General features: G+C 34.9%; 20 protein-coding genes. 9 read left to right on the forward strand and 11 right to left on the reverse strand.

The window, feature by feature from the left end; all coding sequences use genetic code 11:
• Window positions 1-246 precede the first annotated feature (246 nt).
• Genes trmB through Q4566_RS10560 form a run of 3 tightly spaced genes read left to right on the forward strand, consistent with a single transcriptional unit; the run spans window position 247 to window position 1881 of the window.
• A complete protein-coding gene (gene trmB, locus Q4566_RS10550) occupies window positions 247-921 on the forward strand; it encodes a tRNA (guanosine(46)-N7)-methyltransferase TrmB (RefSeq protein ID WP_303420924.1) in 675 nt (224 codons plus the stop codon).
• Window position 922: 1 nt separating this feature from the next.
• Complete coding sequence (locus Q4566_RS10555; RefSeq protein ID WP_303420926.1) at window positions 923-1549, forward strand: LysE family translocator; 627 nt, start codon at window positions 923-925, stop codon at window positions 1547-1549.
• Window positions 1549-1881 (forward strand): MGMT family protein, encoded by a 333-nt coding sequence (locus Q4566_RS10560; protein ID WP_303420928.1) that lies wholly within the window; start codon window positions 1549-1551, stop codon window positions 1879-1881. The genes Q4566_RS10555 and Q4566_RS10560 overlap by 1 nt, the downstream gene beginning before the upstream one ends.
• Window positions 1882-1883: 2 nt before the next feature.
• Here Q4566_RS10560 and Q4566_RS10565 read toward each other — a convergent pair whose 3' ends face one another.
• The gene (locus Q4566_RS10565) at window positions 1884-2273 is read right to left on the reverse strand and encodes a hypothetical protein (protein ID WP_303420930.1); all 390 of its coding nucleotides are present in this window, start codon (window positions 2271-2273) and stop codon (window positions 1884-1886) included.
• Between the two features lie 458 nt (window positions 2274-2731).
• Between Q4566_RS10565 and Q4566_RS10570 the strand changes: the two genes are divergently transcribed.
• From Q4566_RS10570 to Q4566_RS10580, 3 genes are all read left to right on the forward strand, one after another.
• Window positions 2732-3868, forward strand: coding sequence for an Mrp/NBP35 family ATP-binding protein (locus Q4566_RS10570; protein ID WP_303420932.1), 1137 nt, complete (start codon window positions 2732-2734; stop codon window positions 3866-3868).
• A 3-nt stretch (window positions 3869-3871) separates the two neighbouring features.
• A complete protein-coding gene (locus tag Q4566_RS10575; RefSeq protein WP_303420934.1) occupies window positions 3872-4114 on the forward strand; it encodes a NifU family protein in 243 nt (80 codons plus the stop codon).
• A 200-nt stretch (window positions 4115-4314) separates the two neighbouring features.
• Window positions 4315-4644, forward strand: a complete 330-nt coding sequence (locus tag Q4566_RS10580; protein WP_303420936.1) for a 2Fe-2S iron-sulfur cluster-binding protein — start codon at window positions 4315-4317, stop codon at window positions 4642-4644.
• Window positions 4645-4757: 113 nt separating this feature from the next.
• Here the strand turns inward: Q4566_RS10580 and Q4566_RS10585 are convergent, their stop codons facing one another.
• The 3 genes from Q4566_RS10585 to Q4566_RS10595 form a co-directional block, all read right to left on the reverse strand.
• Window positions 4758-5183, reverse strand: a complete 426-nt coding sequence (locus tag Q4566_RS10585) for a hypothetical protein (protein ID WP_303420938.1) — start codon at window positions 5181-5183, stop codon at window positions 4758-4760.
• Window positions 5184-5400: 217 nt separating this feature from the next.
• Window positions 5401-5772 carry a hypothetical protein gene (locus tag Q4566_RS10590; RefSeq protein ID WP_303420940.1) on the reverse strand — a complete coding sequence of 124 codons (372 nt, stop codon included), beginning with the start codon at window positions 5770-5772 and terminating at the stop codon, window positions 5401-5403.
• Window positions 5773-5847: 75 nt separating this feature from the next.
• Entirely contained in the window at window positions 5848-7086 is a 1239-nt protein-coding gene (locus Q4566_RS10595; RefSeq protein WP_303420942.1) for a 3-deoxy-D-manno-octulosonic acid transferase, read from the reverse strand.
• A 228-nt stretch (window positions 7087-7314) separates the two neighbouring features.
• On the opposite strand from Q4566_RS10595, the gene Q4566_RS10600 reads away from it, so the two are divergent.
• Window positions 7315-8448 carry a DegT/DnrJ/EryC1/StrS aminotransferase family protein gene (locus Q4566_RS10600; protein ID WP_303420944.1) on the forward strand — a complete coding sequence of 378 codons (1134 nt, stop codon included), beginning with the start codon at window positions 7315-7317 and terminating at the stop codon, window positions 8446-8448.
• Entirely contained in the window at window positions 8441-9463 is a 1023-nt protein-coding gene (gene galE / locus Q4566_RS10605) for a UDP-glucose 4-epimerase GalE (protein ID WP_303420946.1), read from the forward strand. The genes Q4566_RS10600 and galE overlap by 8 nt, the downstream gene beginning before the upstream one ends.
• Window positions 9464-9941: 478 nt before the next feature.
• On the opposite strand, the gene lspA is transcribed toward galE, so the two are convergent.
• The 5 genes from lspA to Q4566_RS10630 form a co-directional block, all read right to left on the reverse strand.
• Window positions 9942-10451, reverse strand: a complete 510-nt coding sequence (gene lspA / locus Q4566_RS10610; RefSeq protein WP_303420948.1) for a signal peptidase II — start codon at window positions 10449-10451, stop codon at window positions 9942-9944.
• Window positions 10451-11344 (reverse strand): ACP S-malonyltransferase, encoded by an 894-nt coding sequence (gene fabD, locus Q4566_RS10615; protein WP_303420950.1) that lies wholly within the window; start codon window positions 11342-11344, stop codon window positions 10451-10453. Before fabD ends, lspA begins: the two co-directional genes overlap by 1 nt.
• A 205-nt stretch (window positions 11345-11549) precedes the next feature.
• Window positions 11550-12110 carry a sugar O-acetyltransferase gene (locus Q4566_RS10620; protein ID WP_303420952.1) on the reverse strand — a complete coding sequence of 187 codons (561 nt, stop codon included), beginning with the start codon at window positions 12108-12110 and terminating at the stop codon, window positions 11550-11552.
• 13 nt (window positions 12111-12123) lie between these two features.
• On the reverse strand, window positions 12124-13680 hold the full coding sequence (locus Q4566_RS10625) for an NAD(P)/FAD-dependent oxidoreductase (protein WP_303420954.1): 1557 nt from the start codon (window positions 13678-13680) through the stop codon (window positions 12124-12126).
• A 241-nt stretch (window positions 13681-13921) separates the two neighbouring features.
• The gene (locus Q4566_RS10630) at window positions 13922-14842 is read right to left on the reverse strand and encodes a dihydrofolate reductase (protein ID WP_303420956.1); all 921 of its coding nucleotides are present in this window, start codon (window positions 14840-14842) and stop codon (window positions 13922-13924) included.
• A gap of 301 nt (window positions 14843-15143) precedes the next feature.
• Here Q4566_RS10630 and Q4566_RS10635 point away from each other — a divergent pair, with 301 nt between their 5' ends.
• Window positions 15144-15440, forward strand: a complete 297-nt coding sequence (locus tag Q4566_RS10635) for an isoamylase early set domain-containing protein (RefSeq protein WP_303420958.1) — start codon at window positions 15144-15146, stop codon at window positions 15438-15440.
• A gap of 166 nt (window positions 15441-15606) precedes the next feature.
• Here the strand turns inward: Q4566_RS10635 and Q4566_RS10640 are convergent, their stop codons facing one another.
• Both Q4566_RS10640 and Q4566_RS10645 read right to left on the reverse strand, forming a co-directional pair.
• The gene (locus tag Q4566_RS10640; protein WP_303420960.1) at window positions 15607-16431 is read right to left on the reverse strand and encodes a thymidylate synthase; all 825 of its coding nucleotides are present in this window, start codon (window positions 16429-16431) and stop codon (window positions 15607-15609) included.
• 177 nt (window positions 16432-16608) lie between these two features.
• A complete protein-coding gene (locus Q4566_RS10645) occupies window positions 16609-18141 on the reverse strand; it encodes a NupC/NupG family nucleoside CNT transporter (protein WP_303420962.1) in 1533 nt (510 codons plus the stop codon).
• Window positions 18142-18149 lie beyond the last annotated feature (8 nt).

Consider the following 18149-nt stretch of genomic DNA (forward strand, 5'->3'; position numbering starts at 1 on the left):
TAAAAATTTACAGCTAACGGTGTATAACTTTGATTCACTTTTTTCTCAGGAGCGAAATTCCTGTGAAAATTTTGATAAAATCAAAGGTAAGAGTATGACCACTCATGTATATTTCCTTAATTTTACCAAATCTATTTCAAATAATAATTAATTGTTAATTCATTGTTTTAAAATAGCTTAAGGTTGTCTTACTTTTGCGAGTTATTACAACTGTGAAATTAAATAATTATAAATACTTAGCATACATTGGGAAGTAAAAATAAACTTAAGCGCTTTAGAGAAAACGAAACCTTTTCAAATGTGTTTCAGCCTACTAGAAATGAACTTGTTGATTCGGAATTCAAACTAAAAGGCCAGTGGCGTAAGGACGTTTTTAAAAATAATAATCCATTAGTTTTAGAGTTAGGCTGTGGTAAAGGCGAATATTCAGTGGCTTTAGCTCAAAAATATCCTAATAAAAACTTTGTGGGTATCGATATTAAAGGAGCCCGTTTTTGGAGAGGCGCAAAAACAGCTATTGAAGAAAATATCCCAAATGTAGCGTTCTTACGTACCCAAATCGAACTTATAGATCACGCTTTCGCGGAAGGTGAAGTTGACGAAATTTGGATAACATTTCCAGATCCTCAAATAAAATACAAGCGTACCAAACACCGTATGACTAACGCAGAATTTTTAGAGCGTTATAAAAAGGTGTTAAATCCAGATGGTGTTGTTAATCTAAAAACAGATAGTGAGTTTATGCATGGTTATACACTAGGATTGCTCCATGGTGCAGGGCATGAAGTGCTTTATGCGAATCATAATGTGTATAAACAAGAAGGTAGTCCGGAAGAAGTGACCGCTATCCAAACGTTTTACGAATCTCAGTATTTAGAGCAAAATAAACCAATCACTTACATTAGGTTTAAAATTAAATAATTTGGAAATTACCATTGTATTTTTATTAGGTTTTGTTTTTGCATTTTTGGGTGTAATTCCTCCAGGTTTGTTAAACATGACAGCTGCAAAAATTAGCCTTAAAGAAGGACATGTTCGTGGTATCATGTTTTCTATTGGAGCTTCAATTGTGGTTTTAGCGCAAACCTACTTGGCAACAATCTTTGCAAGTTATCTGAGTAAAAACCCTGAAGTGGTTGATGTACTTCGTCGTGTGGCTGTTGTTATTTTTGCTTTGATAACCATTTATTTTTTGTTCATCGCTAAATCTAAAGAGCCAAAAGAATTTAAACTTAAAAAAAGAAGTAAACACAGTCGTTTTTTTCAAGGCATATTAATGTCGGCTTTAAACGTGTTTCCTATTCCGTATCAAGCCTATATAACCATTACTTTAGCTTCTTTGGGTTGGTTAAACTTCGATAATACCAGTATTATATCTTATGTAGCAGGAGCTGTTATGGGCTCGTTTGCCATCTTTTATTTGTATATCTTCTTCTTCGATAAAATTAAAAGCAGGACACTTACCTCTCAAAAGAATATGAATCGGCTTATTGGTGGCATTACCGCGGTCATGTGTGTCGTTACTATAATAGGTATTATTAAAGGCTAATGAAACCGGAAACACTTAATTTTTTCGAACGTGTTTATGAAGTAGCTAGGCAAATTCCATACGGAAGAGTAACAAGTTACGGAGCTATTGCATTGTATTTAGGTGCTGAAAGAGGTGCAAGAATGGTTGGGTACGCTATGAACAATGCGCACGGAAAGGACGTGCCTGCGCACCGTGTAGTAAACCGAAAAGGTTTGCTAACGGGCAAGCATCATTTTGAAGGAACCAATTTAATGCAGCAGCTTTTAGAAAGCGAGGGTGTTGAGGTGGTTGAAAACCAAATTCAAAATTTCGAAAGTGTATTTTGGAACCCTTCTGATGCATTATTTTAGTCTTAGCTTGATTTTAAATTAGGCGTTATAGTCAAGGACTTTTTCTTCCGAGCTGAAAGGTCTAGAATTTTATCCAAAAGATCAATTTCATTCTTGAAGAGCGTCTTTTTTAATTCCTGCATTTCGCTTTCCATCTGCTTCTTAATGATTTTCTTCAGGTCGCTTGTAAACGCTAAATTGAACGTTTTTTTGTAAAGGTAAATGTGATTTGCAAGTATTATTTCGTCATCGGCAATACAGATTGAAACTTGGTTTTTTTCATCCAATAAGTAATATTCATCAGAAATTGGAGAAATTAATTTTTTTATAGATTGATCTTCCGAATAGTTCTTTATAATATCAATTATGAATTTACAATCCTCTCGGGTCGCCTTACTGTCGAAGTTAAACATCTTAAACATAATTAGCTATATTAAACTGTTATTATGTAGGTGTCTTAGACTTAAAAAGTCTATGCTAGAATAATAACTTCAATATTCGATTTGGGTTATATTGAAAATTACGTCATTATACTAGATTGATCCTTACTAAGATACGAAATTCTAGAAATATTTATGTTATGCATACATAAAATAAATGTTTCATGAATATTTTACGACATACTGCTTTTTTAGCGGTTGAAATTCATGTTTTTAAGTCGTATATTCTTTAAAAATGCATAGTTAGTATAGTTTTTATGACCATATTTCATGATTTTTATTAAAAAATAGGAACATTAAAGTGAGTTTTATAACTAAAAAATCAGATTTACTTCATTAAAATAAAGTTAATTATAAGCAAAACTTACTTGGTCGAATTTCCGTCTTAGCGCATTATTAATTATCTTTGCTTTTAGAATTAAACTGAATAAATGAAGCTTAATAAGAAAGATATATTAACCGCACTTGAAAGTATTACAGTTCCTGGTGAAGGACAAAATATGATAGAAAGTGGAGCGGTGAAAAACGTAGTTACTTTTGGAGATGAAGTTATAGTTGAAATTACTATAAACAACCCAAGTTTACAAGCGAAAAAACGTACCGAAGTTGATATTTTAAAAACCATTCATGAAAAGGTTTATGAAAAGGCAAAAATTACGGTAAACGTAAAAGTTGATGCGCCTGAAAAACCAAAACCGAATGTTATAAAGGGTAAACCCGTACCAGGAATTAAAAACATTATAGCTGTAGCATCTGGTAAAGGTGGCGTAGGTAAATCTACTGTAACTGCAAATCTAGCAGTGTCATTAGCTAAAATGGGATTTAATGTTGGGGTTTTAGATGCTGATATTTACGGACCATCAATTCCAATCATGTTTGATGTAGTTGCAGAAAAACCTTTGGCAGTCAATGTGGAAGGGAAATCAAAAATGAAACCTATCGAAAATTATGGTGTAAAAGTACTATCGATTGGTTTTTTTACGCAACCTAACCAAGCTGTGGTTTGGAGAGGGCCTATGGCCGCAAAGGCATTAAATCAAATGATTTTTGATGCGCATTGGGGTGAGTTAGATTTCTTATTGTTAGACCTTCCTCCTGGAACTGGAGACATTCATTTAAGTATCATGCAATCACTTCCAATTACAGGGGCGGTTATTGTAAGTACACCACAAAATGTTGCTTTAGCCGATGCTAAAAAAGGAGTGGCTATGTTTCAACAGGAAAGTATAAATGTGCCAGTTTTAGGATTGATTGAAAATATGGCGTATTTTACGCCTGAAGAATTACCTGACAATAAGTATTTTATCTTCGGAAAAGAAGGCGCTAAAAATTTAGCTTTGGATTTAAAAGTGCCGTTTTTGGGAGAAATACCATTGGTTCAGAGTATTAGGGAAGCAGGTGATTTTGGTCGTCCTGCAGCCTTGCAAACAGATACACCTTTAGAAAAAGCATTTGAGAAAATCACGCAAAATGTAGTTCAAGAAGTTGTTCGCAGAAATGATGATTTACCGCCTACAGAGGCTATTAAAATAACTACAATGGCTGGTTGTGCAGCGGTTAAAAAATAAGATATGACATCAGAAGAATTAAGGATTAACGTTGAAAAAGCGCTTGAGGAAATTCGTCCTTTTTTACAAAGCGACGGTGGGGATATTTCATTGTTATCCATAGAGGATGATAGTGTGGTTAAAGTGCAGTTAGAAGGTGCTTGCGTTGGGTGTAGTGTGAATCAAATGACACTTAAATCTGGTGTTGAAATGACCATAAAAAAATATGCGCCTCAAATAGAACAGGTTATTAATATTGAAGCTTAATGTATTGAAACTGTAAAAGTTTCAATTAAATTATTATTTCAATGCAAAAGGGTTTCTAAACAATATAGAATTTTAAAGATTCAATATTTTTCAGAAACTTTTTTTAATTATACCAATAAAACCTATTAAAATAAAGGCACTTCACTTAAATTTGCGATCATAATTAATGACCTGCTGTTTAGGCAAACAAAAATTAAGGAATGGAAGATATTAATATCAAAATAACGGATAGAGACGGGGTAACTCATGAAATTGTTGCACCTACAGATATGGCAATGAATCTTATGGAAGTAGTAAGGTCTTACGAACTTGCTCCAGAAGGGACTATTGGTGTTTGTGGTGGTATGGCTATGTGTGCTTCATGCCAATGTTATGTATTAAGTGATACAGAATTACCTGAAATGGGTGATGATGAAGAAGCTATGCTTTCGGAAGCTTTTGATGTTAAGGATAACAGCCGTTTAGGGTGTCAAATTCAAATGACTCCAGAAATGGAAGGTCTAGAAGTAGAATTAGCTCCTGAAAGTTAATTGGATAATTTAAATACAGTTGTCAATCTATCATGTATGGCAATAATAGAAATAAAAAAAAGTCCCAATTAGGGACTTTTTTATGCTTAAACCTTTGTGGTTCATTATAAAGCTTACTTTGTAGTGATTTTAATATTTGGATCGATCTTAGTAAGTGAATCCGAAAGTTTTTTAACACTAGCTTCAACTTCATCCTGGTGCCCTGTAAAAGTTTTAGATCCTGTAATTACTTTACCCATTACAGTATAAGAGTATTCCACTTCAACTGTTTCATCGTCTTTAACATCATCGTAAGAATCATCAGTATCAGCTGTTGAACCACCAGCAACTTTCGTTGATCCCGTTGGTGGAGTTGCCTCAACTTCTCCTTCTTCAACTTCAATATTTTCTTCAATAATAATATCTTCTTCAACCATAATTTCCTCAGTTGGAGTTTCTTCAATAGTTGTTTCTTCCGCACCTTTGGTATTGTCTTTACAAGCAGTAAGGGAAACAATTAAAGCGACCATGGTTAAAGTACTTAGAATTGATTTTTTCATAATTTTTGATTTTGTGTTAATGAATTGATTATTAGTTACAACGAATTTAATAACTTTTTAGAACATGCTATAAATCTATGTGTGTTTTTGTACAAACAAACGTCTTAAAACCTCACAACTAAATACGTTTGTTGCGTAGGGCTAATAGCAGTGTTTGGGTTTACTACTTTTAAACCAATTCATAAAAGTGCTTTGTATTATACTATCAAAGACCTTTTTAATTTAATTCTTTTTTCACTTTATCAGAAGTGTCTTCTATTGCGTTTTCTGTAGCATCAGCAGCATTTTCAATGGCGTCTCCAGTTGCGTCAACCGCATCATCAATTGCGTCTCCAGTTGCATTTGCAGCATTCTCAACGGCTTCTTCAGTCGAGTCGGCAGCATTTTCAATGGCCTCTCCAGCAGCGTTAGTAGTATCTTCAATAGCCTCTCCAGTTGCATTAGCCGCGTCTTCTATTGCATTTCCTGCCTCTTCAGCAGACTCGTGCATTGCTTCTTCTGCAGATTCTGCTTTTTTTGAATCTCTACATGAAGTAAAACTTAAACTTAAAATGGTAACTAAAACAGTACTTAATAAAACTTTTTTCATTTTGTTTGATTTTGGTGTTAATTATTAGTTTGAATTTAATTTTAGGCTTGACACATAAATATCAAGCTTTAAGTGCTATAATATACGTAGATAATTTAAGATTTGGACTACGGCTCCTGTATTCTTTTTAATGAAGACCTCATTTTTATGACCAGCTTCAAGGCGATTCACCTCATTTGAAATCAAAAGATTAAGTGTGTAATCGAACGTTTTTTGATTGGATATTGAAAACATTCCACCGTTGTCAATTAGGGCTTTTGCTTCGGGGAATTTATCATAATGATTTCCTATAATTATAGGAATACCAAAAACGGCTGGCTCCAAAGTATTGTGTAAACCTGTATGGCCCAAAGCTCCTCCAACATAAGCGATATCAGCATAGTTGTAAATTTTAGTGAGAATACCTATGGTGTTAACAATAAACACTCTGGCTTCAGATAAGTTATACTTTTCTTTTTCAGTGAACAAAACTGAGGATACCTTTAGCTGTGTTTGGAGATTTTTTATCTGCCCCGCTTTTATATTGTGAGGAGCAATGATAAATTTAATATCTTTTTCAGCATGTTTATTAATGAAGTTTATGAGCAGAGACTCGCCTTCAGGCCATGTGCTTCCGGCAACAATACAAAGTTTATCGGTTTTAAAATCTTCGATGAATTCTAACGTGTTGTCAATATCTAATTGACTTGTAACACGATCGTAACGGGTGTCTCCAGAGACGGTGACATTATTATAATTTATAGAATTCAATAAGGTTTTTGAAACTTCATTTTGAGTAAAAATGTGTTCAAACGCAAATAAGGCTTCGCGTAATGATTTACCATAAAACTTAAAAAAGGATTGGTTTTCTCTAAAAGCTGCAGATATTAATATGGCTCGATGCTTTCTTTGTTTCAATTCATTTAAAAAAACAGGCCAAATATCATATTTGACAAAGATGGTAAGTTCTGGGTTTACAATATCTAAAAACTGCTTGGCGTTGTCTTTGGTGTCTAAAGGGAGGTAAACGACTACATCTGCAATTGGTGAATTTTTTCTAATTTCATAACCCGAAGGCGAAAAGAAACTTAGTATAATTTTATGGTTTTTATAATGCGCTCTAAGGGCTTTAAAAACAGGGAGGCCTTGTTCGTATTCTCCTAAAGAAGCACAATGAAACCATAACGTTTTATCTGAAGGGTTTATGCCTTGCTTTAGGAGATTGAACGTGTTTTTTCGTCCTTCTACCCCCTTTTTTAGCTTTTCGTTAATTAAAGCGCCACCATTTAAAATGACTTCAGTTAATTGTATTCCAATGTTATAAATTAAACCCACTCTTTTTTCTTTATGCTAAAATACATTTCTTTAAAATAATTTAAAGACTAAACTTTTAATTGTTTGATTATTCATATGTGTAAGATAAAAATTAGCAGATTATTGGTAAGTGTTTGGGGGCTAAACAACAATGATTTTTGTAAATTTGTGAATCGCAAGCCCACTTTGGGTTTTCATTAAAATTAGTCTTTGCTAAGCTGAAAATTAGCAGACTTTAATCTTTTTTAGATGAGAAAAATTCAAATGGTTGACTTAAAAGGTCAATATAACGAGATAAAAGATATCGTTAATCCTTCCATTCAAGAGGTAATCGAAACTACAGCATTCATAAATGGGCCAAAAGTTCATGATTTTCAAAAAAAATTAGAAACCTATTTGGGCGTAAAGCATGTTATTCCGTGTGCCAACGGAACCGATGCTTTACAAATTGCAATGATGGGTTTAGGTTTGAAGCCAGGAGATGAGGTTATTACGGCTGATTTTACTTTTGCCGCAACGGTAGAAGTGATTGCATTATTACAGCTTACACCAGTTTTAGTTGATGTTAATCCAGATGATTTTAACATCAATATTGAAGCTATTAAAAATGCTATCACGCCTAAAACTAAAGCGATTGTTCCAGTGCATTTGTTTGGACAATGTGCCCACATGGAGGCGATTATGGAAATAGCCAAAGCCCACAATTTATACGTGATTGAAGATAATGCTCAAGCTATTGGAGCTAATTACACCTATAAAGACGGGACTAAAGTGAAAGCTGGTACAATAGGAGATGTGGGAGCAACTTCATTTTTTCCTTCAAAAAACTTAGGTTGTTATGGAGATGGTGGCGCTATTTTTACTAATGATGACGATCTGGCACATACCATTCGTGGGATCGTAAATCATGGGATGTACGAGCGTTACCACCATGATGTTGTTGGTGTTAATTCTAGATTAGATAGCATTCAAGCAGCTGTTTTGGATGCCAAATTACCACTTTTAGATGCGTATAATAAACGTAGAATAGAGGCTGCAAATAAGTATGATGCCGCTTTTGAGGGTGTTGAGAAAATAGAAACACCTTTCCGTTATGGAGCAGCCGACAACCATGTATTTCACCAGTATACCTTAAAAATTACGGGAGTCGATCGCGATGCTTTAGTAAAGCATTTAAACGAAAAAGAAATTCCTTGTGGCGTGTATTACCCAATTCCGCTTCATAAACAAAAGGCCTATTTGGATGAGAGATATAAAGAAGCCGATTTTGAAGTGACTAATCGATTGGTGAAAGAGGTTATATCATTACCTATGCATACCGAATTAGACGATGAACAAATTAACTATATAACAACAACTATTAAAAACTTTATTAATGAATAAAATTTTAGTCACTGGCGGTTTAGGGTTCATAGGATCCCATACCGTTGTAGAATTACAAAATAAAGGCTACCAAGTCGTAATTATCGACGATTTATCAAATTCATCAGAGGATGTTTTAGATGGCATTACTGCGATTACCGGGAAAAAACCACTGTTTGAAAAATTAGATTTAAAAGACAAAGCAGGTGTGGAGTCTTTTTTTGCAAAGCATAATGATGTGAAAGGTGTTATTCACTTCGCAGCGAGTAAAGCTGTAGGAGAGAGTGTGCAAGAACCTTTATTGTATTATGAAAATAATATTGGAACTTTAGTATACATTCTAAAGGAGTTAAAAAAGTTGCCATCTGCAGCTTTTATTTTTAGTTCATCATGTACTGTTTATGGTCAAGCCGATGAATTACCGATTACTGAAAATGCTCCTGTAAAGCAAGCCGAATCACCTTACGGAAATACGAAACAAATAGGTGAAGAAATTATTAAAGATACCTGTAAAGTTGTGCCTACCTTAAAGGCGATTGCTTTACGTTACTTTAATCCAGTAGGTGCTCATGAAACTGCAGAAATTGGTGAATTACCAATTGGAGTACCTCAAAACCTAGTGCCATTTATTACGCAAACCGCAATTGGCTTACGTGAAGAATTATCTGTTTTTGGTGATGACTACCCAACACCAGACGGTACCTGTATTAGAGATTATATTCATGTTGTCGATTTAGCTAAAGCTCACGTTGTGGCGCTTGCGCGTTTATTAGAAAATAAAAACAAAGAGAACTTTGAAACTTTTAATTTAGGAACAGGAACAGGAAGTTCTGTACTTGAGGTTGTGAAATCTTTTGAAAAAGTTTCTGGAGAAAAATTGAATTATAAGATTGTAGGTAGACGTGAGGGTGATATCATTTCAGCTTATGCCGATACCAATAAGGCTAATGATGAATTGGGATGGAAAACCACTTTATCTTTAGATGATGCTATGCGTTCTGCATGGAAATGGGAGCAGAAAGTGCGTGGTGCTTAAAATTTATTGTGATAAAATTAAATACGAAAGAAGGTTGCTAAAATTTAGCAGCCTTTTTTATTGAATTCTATTTGAAAGAGATTTTGTTATGTTTGTAAATTGTGACACAGCATGTCGTATTAAATTCAGGAATAGGATAGTACCTTTGAAACGTTAATTGATAGTAAAATATTTTTCATAAGTTTAAGTTTTGTTAGTTTGAAAAGGCTACAAAATGTTAGAATTGACATTTTGTAGCCTTTTTTATTTGATCACTTTTCTGAAGTTGATATTACGGTATGAGTTTTATAAGACAGACACGGCGTGTCGTATTAAATTCAGGAATGGGGTCGTATCTTTGAAACGTTAATTGATAGTAAAATATTTTTCATAAGTTTAAGTTTGGTTAGTTTGAAAAAGGCTACAAAAATGTATAAATAACATCTTTGTAGCCTTTTTTATATTCCAGAATTTGAACTAGACCTTTTAATTATAAAAATTAGGCCTTTTTCTTCTGAGTAAAACTTACGAATAATAAAATAATCATTCCAGCACTTACCGACATATCTGCGAGATTAAATATCCCCGTTTTAAAAACACCTCCTAAATCGATGAATAAAAAATCGGTTACCGAACCATAAACAATGCGGTCGTAAACATTAGCAATACCGCCACCAATAATACTTGCGAAGGCAAATAAACTCCAGTTGTCAAGAGTTTTATCCTTTAATATATGTCGTAAAACAAGACCTAAAACAAGAATTGGTAGTACTAATAAAAAGATGATACGAAGGGTTGGGTTTAAGTCACTTCCCATGCCTAAAAACGCACCTGTATTTTCTACATTCATTAAAGTGAAATAATCTCCAATAATGGATATACGCTCACTTGATTGAGTCTCGGTTCTTCCTACAATATTTGCTCTAACAATAACTTTCGAAATTTGATCGGCAGCAATTGTTAATATGATAACCGCAAATATATAAATGGAGCGTTTAGTTGGTTTCATTAATTCTCCGTTTCTAACGTTGCAGAAACTGTTTCAGAGGCTCTGTTTATTTTTTTAACTAACCCTTGCAACACTTTACCTGGACCAACTTCAGTAAATAAAGTAGCGCCATCGGCAATCATTTGTTCCACAGATTGTGTCCAACGCACAGGAGCTGTTAGTTGTGAAATTAAATTGGCTTTGATTTCAGCTTCATCAGTAATGGCAGAAGCTGTAACATTTTGATAAATTGGACAGTTTGGTTTGCTAAATGTCGTGTTTTCAATCGCAGCAGCAAGTTCTTCACGAGCAGGCTCCATCATTGGTGAATGAAAAGCTCCTCCAACTGGTAAAACCAAAGCACGTCTTGCTCCAGCATCTTTTAAAGCTTCACAAGCTTTGTTGATCGCTTCAATTTCTCCAGAAATAACCAATTGTCCTGGGCAGTTGTAGTTTGCAGCAACAACAACACCGTCAATTTGTTTACATATATCTTCAACAACTTTATCTTCTAAACCTAAAACGGCAGCCATCGTACTTGGTTGTAATTCACAAGCTTTTTGCATAGCCAAAGCACGTTGAGAAACTAATTTCAGACCGTCTTCAAAAGTTAAAGCACCGTTGGCAACTAAGGCTGAAAATTCACCTAAAGAATGTCCAGCAACCATATCTGGTTTAAAGCTATCACCTAAAGTTTTAGCTAAAATTACAGAGTGTAAAAAGATAGCTGGTTGCGTTACTTTAGTTTCTTTAAGGTCTTCTGCCGACCCTTCAAACATGATGTCTGTAATTCGGAAACCTAAAACTTTATTCGCTTTTTCGAATAATTCTTGAGCGAGTTCAGAGTTTTCGTAAAGGTCTAAGCCCATCCCAGAAAATTGTGCACCTTGACCAGGAAATATATATGCGTTCATTGTATTTATTTTTTTAGAGCTGCAAAAATAAGAATTATAAATTTATACCAATTCTATTTTGAAATTACTGTAAAAGAAAATGATGATTTTTTTCTTTATAGGAAACAGAAAAATAATGCATAGCCGTAGTTACGGATTCTTTTTATGTTGAAATAGAAAGAGAAAAAGGGCGTTTTATTACGGTAATTTCAATGTGGAATTGGTATTAGCCGTTATCTATGGTCTTGATAATTTTAGCTGGATTACCAGCAATAACCACATTATCTGGGAAGCTTTTAGTGACCACGGCTCCAGAACCTACAACCACGTTGTCGCCAAGTGAAACGCCTGGGCAAATGGTAGCATTACCTCCAATCCAGACATTATGGCCTATAGAAATGGCTTTGCCAAGTTCTTTTCCGCTATTTCTTGCTTTAAATTCTAGTGGGTGCGTGGCCGTATAAATTTGGACATTTGGAGCAAACATGCAATTGTCGCCAATAGTCACTTCGGCGACATCTAGAATACAGCAGTTAAAATTCATAAAAAGATTTTTACCTGCTTTGATATTGCTGCCGTAATCGCAATAGAAGGGAGGTTCTGCAAATAAGTTTTCACCAGAGTTTGGTATTATTTTTTTTAAAACTTGCTGACGTTCCTCTAAGTCAAGTTCACTTAAACTATTGAATTTATGAAACAGTAAGCGCACCTGGTGGCGCTCTTTTGCTAACTCTGGGTCTGCGGGACTGTACATTTCTCCGGCGAGCATTTTGTCTTTTTCAGTCATATGTCTTTAGTTTTTATAGTCCAGAAACTGCGGCCTCTGCACAGCGTTCACCATCCATAGCAGCAGAAACAATTCCACCTGCATAACCGCCACCTTCCCCGCAAGGGTATAAGTTTGTAATTTGCGGATGTTCTAATGTGTCTGTTCTAGGAATTGAAACGGGTGATGAGGTTCGTGATTCCACACCTACAATATTAGCTTCTTCAGTATAATAGCCCTTCATTTTTTGTCCGAAAGCCTCAAAACCTTTTCTCAATCTTCCGCCTATAAATTTCGGTAATAGCGAATGCAGCGGTGCTGATTTTAGTCCAGGTTGGTATGAGGAATCATTGAGGTTGTTTGAAAGTCTGCCCTCAACAAAATCTGTTAAACGTTGTGCTGGAGCAACCTGACTTCTACCACCTGCGGTAAAGGCTAAACGCTCTAAGTTTTTTTGATATTCTAAGCCTTTTAAAACGCCGAATTTTTCATATTTAGCCAAATCGGTGTCTACATTTATTTCCACAACAATGCCTGAATTGGCATATAAATTATTTCTTTTAGAAGGCGACATACCGTTTACAACCACTTCGCCATTAGCTGTAGCTGCAGGTACAATAAATCCACCAGGACACATACAGAATGAATAAACACCACGATTATTTACTTGTTGAACTAAGCCGTACGAAGCCGCAGGAAGTAATTCACTGCGTTCTCCAGCACAATGGTATTGAATGGAATCAATTATATGTTGCGGATGTTCCACACGAACGCCCATGGCAAACGATTTAGCCTCAAGAGCTACTTCTTTATCATGAAGTAAATAAAAGATATCTCTAGCGGAATGCCCCGTGGCTAAAATCACCTTATCAACAGCTAATTCGTCTCCGTTTTGAAGCTGAATGGCGTTTATGGCATTGTTTTTTAATTTAAAATCGGTAACACGAGTTTCAAAATGCACCTCACCACCATAATTTAAAATGGTTTCGCGTATGTTTTGAACCACTTTGGGTAATTTATTGGTGCCAATATGCGGATGGGCATCAATTAAAATTTGTTCCGTAGCGCCGTGAAAAACGAGGTTTTCAAAAATACGACGAACATCGCCGCGTTTTAAACTTCTGGTATATAATTTACCGTCAGAATAAGTTCCGGCACCGCCTTCACCAAAACAATAGTTCGAATCTTCGTTTACAAAATGATCCCGATTGATGGCTTTTAAATCGCGACGACGGTCTTGCACGTTTTTACCACGTTCTAAAACAATGGGTTTATAACCAAGTTCAATGCAGCGCAACGCGGCATACATGCCTGCAGGGCCGAAACCAATAATATGAACAGGTTTTGCTTTGGAAACATCTTTGTAGTCAAATTGATATTCGGAAGTTTTAGGAAGCACCTCACGAATATAAACGGCTACTTTGTAGTTGAAAATAATTTTAGGTTTTCGAGCATCAATAGATTTTCGTAGCACTTTAACCCCAGTAATATCCTCACGGTCTATATCTAGTTTTAAAGCCGATTTTAACACCAAAATATCGCTGCGCTCTTCTTCCTTAAGCGTAATACGAAGTTGAATTTCTTTTACCATGCTGCGAAATTAATGAAAATTGCCTTCGAATTGAAAAAAGCTTACAGAATCAAATAAATGATTTTATACGTGTCACATGATAATACTTCATGTTTTTGAGTTAGTTTTTAAACACTAATCTAGGGGTAATGCTCAAATGGAGTATTACATTGAAGCGTCCTGTTTTGTATTATACCCAAAAGGAATACATTATCAATTAAAATTCTATTAACTCATCAAATTTATAGCGAAATTATAAAACCTACTTTCTCACATAAGTAATAAACGAAAACTCATGGTCATGATTTCCATCTTTTGTATGAAAGGTATTGTGAGATTCTTTCCAAACAGACATATCAATTTGTGGGAAATAAGTATCTGCATCAAAATTTTCATGAACACGTGTTAATTCAATTTTATCAGCGACAGATAGCGCTTGTTTATAAATTTCACCACCTCCAATAATATAAGGCTGAGGATCATTTTTACAGAAATCAATAGCGTCTTGAAAGCTGTTCACCACAATAACGCCTTCAGGTACTTGGTAGTCCTGTTGTCTACTAATTACAACATGTATTCTATTAGGTAGAGGCTTCGGGAAACTTTCAAATGTTTTACGTCCCATGATGATATGGTGCCCGTTTGTTAGTCTTTTGAAACGCTTTAAATCATCACCTAAATGCCAAATGAGCTTATTGTCTTTTCCAATGGCGTTGTTTTCCGCGGCAGCGACAATAACTGTAAGTTCCTGGTTTGAGTTTATCGTTTTTACGGCAGGTATTTCTTTTATTTCCGGTTGTTTGCTAACAGGGGTTTCTTTTGGTAAGCTAGATTGAAGTTGTTCAATACGTTTTTTCTGTTTGTCTACTAAAACAGCCAATTGCTTTTGCTCCCAATCTTTCCCCATAAACTTGTAAGTAACAAACACATTAAATGTATGGTACATTAAAAAGAATAACCAAATTAAAATGGCGAATAAAAACCATTCCGTGCCTAGTATTTGAGTCAATTCGGTGCCCATACCTAAAACCGTATTCGCGAATATTAAAAAGGCACTTCCTATAAGGAACAGTACAAAATGAAAGTACAGCCTCTTTTTTTGTTTGATGCGTTTTTGAGCATTTTTAATAAGTTCTAATTGCTCTTTGTCTATTTGTGGAGTTGATTTCTTTTTGCCGAACATAATTGTGAAATAATGATTGTAAAGTTACTGCTTTTTTGTTGAGATTAAAATGTTTAATTTTTGAATACTTTTGGAATTGATACTGTTTCTAAATTCATTAAAAGACTTTGAAAATCAAGATATAAAGGAGAGTATCTATTAGTAATACAATAAATTTATGATTGAAATATTTTCTAAGCATTATTTTTTAGGAACCCAAATTAATAAAATGATAATTCTTTTAATATGAGTATTTTAAATGATAATTTATGAGAAAAACTTTATAAATTAGTTGTTAAGAACAACACTTAAAACTAAAATTATGGCTATTAAAAAACAATATTTAAAAAGCAAACCAATTTGTAAAGTAACTTTCTCTATTGATGCTGAAGATGCTAAAAAAGTATCTTTAGTTGGAACTTTTAACAATTGGAAAGAGGAAAAACCAGTTTTAAAAAAGTTGAAAAATGGTACTTTTAAAGGTGCTATTAATTTAGATTCTGGTAGTTCTTATGAATTTAAATATATCATTGACGGTGCCTACATAAATGACGAGGAGGCCGATGCTTATGCATGGAGTGATTATGCCGGTGCGGAGAATAGCGTTTTAAACTTATAGGGCTAAAAAAATAGCTATCTAAAAAGTATTAGTATACGTCATTCTGAATTTATTAAACGGTGTTGAATCTTTAATTCCAGAATCACATCATGTTAATAATCGATTATGATGAGAACCTGAATCAAGTTCAGGTTGACGGAAGCGTTACTATTTAGACAGCGTTGACTTATATCGCTACTTTCCCCTTAATGTGTGGATGCGGATTGTAGTCTTCTAATGTGAAATCTTCAAATGTGAAATCGAATATGTCTTTTACTTCTGGGTTTAATAGCATTTTTGGAAGCGGTCTAATATCTCTTGATAATTGCAATTCTAATTGCTCAAAGTGATTGCTGTAAATGTGCGCATCTCCAAAGGTGTGTATAAACTCGCCTGCTTCATAACCACAAACTTGTGCCATCATCATAGTGAATAAGGCATAAGAAGCGATATTAAACGGTACACCTAAAAAGATATCTGCACTGCGTTGATATAATTGACAAGATAATTTGCCGTTGGCTACATAAAACTGAAAAAAGGCATGACATGGCGGTAATGCTGCTTTTCCGTTGGCTACATTTTCACTAAATGATTTAGAAGTATCTGGTAAAACTGAAGGATTCCATGCTGAAACTAACATGCGTCGGCTGTTGGGGTTTTCCTTTAAGGTTTCAATAATTTCTTTAATTTGATCAATGTCATCACCATTCCAGTTGCGCCATTGGTAGCCATAAACTGGTCCTAAATCACCATTTTCATCGGCCCATTCGTTCCAGATTTTAACACCGTTTTCCGTGAGGTAGTTAATATTGGTGTCACCTTTTAAGAACCACAACAATTCGTAAATAATAGATTTTAAGTGGAGTTTTTTTGTGGTCACCATTGGGAAACCTTCACTTAAATCAAATCGCATTTGATGACCAAAAACACTTTTTGTTCCTGTTCCTGTACGATCTCCTTTTTCATTTCCGTTGTCTAAAACGTGTTTTACTAAGTCGTGATATTGTTTCATAGGCTTTATTCCTACGAAAGTAGGAATCTCTTTTAAGATGAAAATTTCGTTTGAAATTCAAGTGAAAATTACAGTGGCGAATTTAGTAAAAAGGATTAAAACTTCGTGAATAAACCCTCTTGTTTAACAGAAATTAGAAGTGCTTCTAAAAACTATTATGAACCTACATGATGTACATTATCCAATAATCATCCCAGCAATAGTCGCTGAAATTAAAGAAGCTATTGTGCCACCAATAAGGGCTTTCATGCCAAATTTAGAAAGTGTTTTTCTTTGTCCTGGCGCTAAAGAGCCGATACCTCCAATTTGAATGCCTATAGAAGCAAAATTAGCAAATCCGCAAAGCATGTAAGTCGCCATGATAACAGATTTTTCATAATTAAGATGTACGGCGTTGGCAGTGTTTTTCAATTCTCCTAATTGAATGTAACCTACAAATTCACTAGCTGCAAGCTTGATACCTAGAAGCTGCCCCATCATCATGACATCTTCTTTAGCAACGCCAATAAGCCACATGAGCGGAGCAAATACGGTTCCTAAAATGGCTTCTAAAGACAAGGCTTGATATGGGGAATTTTCACTAACCCAAAGATTGAAGTTTCCAATAGATCCTATTTTTAAGAAAAAATAGTTGATCATAGCAATAAAAGCAACAAACACTAAAAGCATGGCGGCTACATTGGCAGCTAATTTGAAACCTTCGGTCGTACCAATGGCAATAGAATCTAGAATATTGTCACCAATTTTTTGTTTTGAAACAGCCACTTCTGAATTCACAGGCTCCGTTTGTGGGTATAAAATTTTTGAAATCACAATAGCTCCGGGTGCAGCCATAACAGATGCTGCTAATAAGTGTTTGGCAAAATATTCACGCAGTACCATGTCGTCACCACCTAAAAATTGAATGTAAGCTGCTAAAACACCTCCAGCTACCGTGGCCATGCCGCCAATCATCACCAAAAGGATTTCTGATTTATTCATCTTTTCTAAATAGGCCTTTATCATTAGTGGGGCTTCCGTTTGTCCGAGGAAAATGTTTCCAGCAACACTTAAACTTTCTGCGCCAGAAATGCCTAAAAGTTTAGAAAGTAACCAAGCCATGGCTTTAACAACCTTTTGAATGATGCCGAGGTAAAATAAAACAGAAGTTAATGCTGAAAAGAAAATGATAGTAGGTAGGATGGTTACCGCAAAGTTGATAAGCGGACTCTCAATCGTACCCGAAATAAAAGACTTAAATAAGAATTCGGTACCTGCTTCTGTAAAGGTTAAAACTTTATTGAAGGCTTTACCGAGGTATTTGAATATGTTTTGAATGAAAGGGACCTTTAAAACCCCAATAGCAATAAGCAGTTGGAAAGCTAAACCCATGCCTACCGTCTTCCAGTTGATGGCTTTTTTATTACTACTAAATAAATAAGCGATTAGTATGAGTGAAATCATTCCTAGGATGCCACGCCATAAACTATTTAATGAAAACCCATCACTTGGGAGGATGATCGCTGCAGTTTCTGCTTCAGTTTGTTGATTTGGCGTTGAAATTATCGCAGAATTATCTAATAATTCATCACCAGCCGGTAAATAGATAGAATCGGTCGTAATGCCTTGTGCCACAGAATCTACAACGGCATGATCTTCTGTGTCTTGAGCAAATGTATTTAAAGATGAGAATAAACAGATTGCAACAATACACAAAAACAACTTCTTCATAGTCTAAA

Source organism: Tamlana sp. 2_MG-2023 (assembly GCF_030548465.1).
GTDB lineage: Bacteria > Bacteroidota > Bacteroidia > Flavobacteriales > Flavobacteriaceae > Pseudotamlana.

Excerpts from the sequence above, each read along its gene's own strand:
- Q4566_RS10560 (WP_303420928.1), top strand. The coding sequence starts at position 1,549 with ATGAAACCGGAAACACTTAATTTTTTCGAACGTGTTTATGAAGTAGCT.
- Q4566_RS10565 (WP_303420930.1), bottom strand. The coding sequence starts at position 2,273 with ATGTTTAACTTCGACAGTAAGGCGACCCGAGAGGATTGTAAATTCATA.
- Q4566_RS10570 (WP_303420932.1), top strand. The coding sequence starts at position 2,732 with ATGAAGCTTAATAAGAAAGATATATTAACCGCACTTGAAAGTATTACA.
- Q4566_RS10575 (WP_303420934.1), top strand. The coding sequence starts at position 3,872 with ATGACATCAGAAGAATTAAGGATTAACGTTGAAAAAGCGCTTGAGGAA.
- Q4566_RS10580 (WP_303420936.1), top strand. The coding sequence starts at position 4,315 with ATGGAAGATATTAATATCAAAATAACGGATAGAGACGGGGTAACTCAT.
- Q4566_RS10585 (WP_303420938.1), bottom strand. The coding sequence starts at position 5,183 with ATGAAAAAATCAATTCTAAGTACTTTAACCATGGTCGCTTTAATTGTT.
- Q4566_RS10590 (WP_303420940.1), bottom strand. The coding sequence starts at position 5,772 with ATGAAAAAAGTTTTATTAAGTACTGTTTTAGTTACCATTTTAAGTTTA.
- Q4566_RS10600 (WP_303420944.1), top strand. The coding sequence starts at position 7,315 with ATGAGAAAAATTCAAATGGTTGACTTAAAAGGTCAATATAACGAGATA.
- galE (WP_303420946.1), top strand. The coding sequence starts at position 8,441 with ATGAATAAAATTTTAGTCACTGGCGGTTTAGGGTTCATAGGATCCCAT.
- lspA (WP_303420948.1), bottom strand. The coding sequence starts at position 10,451 with ATGAAACCAACTAAACGCTCCATTTATATATTTGCGGTTATCATATTA.
- fabD (WP_303420950.1), bottom strand. The coding sequence starts at position 11,344 with ATGAACGCATATATATTTCCTGGTCAAGGTGCACAATTTTCTGGGATG.
- Q4566_RS10620 (WP_303420952.1), bottom strand. The coding sequence starts at position 12,110 with ATGACTGAAAAAGACAAAATGCTCGCCGGAGAAATGTACAGTCCCGCA.
- Q4566_RS10625 (WP_303420954.1), bottom strand. The coding sequence starts at position 13,680 with ATGGTAAAAGAAATTCAACTTCGTATTACGCTTAAGGAAGAAGAGCGC.
- Q4566_RS10630 (WP_303420956.1), bottom strand. The coding sequence starts at position 14,842 with ATGTTCGGCAAAAAGAAATCAACTCCACAAATAGACAAAGAGCAATTA.
- Q4566_RS10635 (WP_303420958.1), top strand. The coding sequence starts at position 15,144 with ATGGCTATTAAAAAACAATATTTAAAAAGCAAACCAATTTGTAAAGTA.
- Q4566_RS10640 (WP_303420960.1), bottom strand. The coding sequence starts at position 16,431 with ATGAAACAATATCACGACTTAGTAAAACACGTTTTAGACAACGGAAAT.
- Q4566_RS10645 (WP_303420962.1), bottom strand. The coding sequence starts at position 18,141 with ATGAAGAAGTTGTTTTTGTGTATTGTTGCAATCTGTTTATTCTCATCT.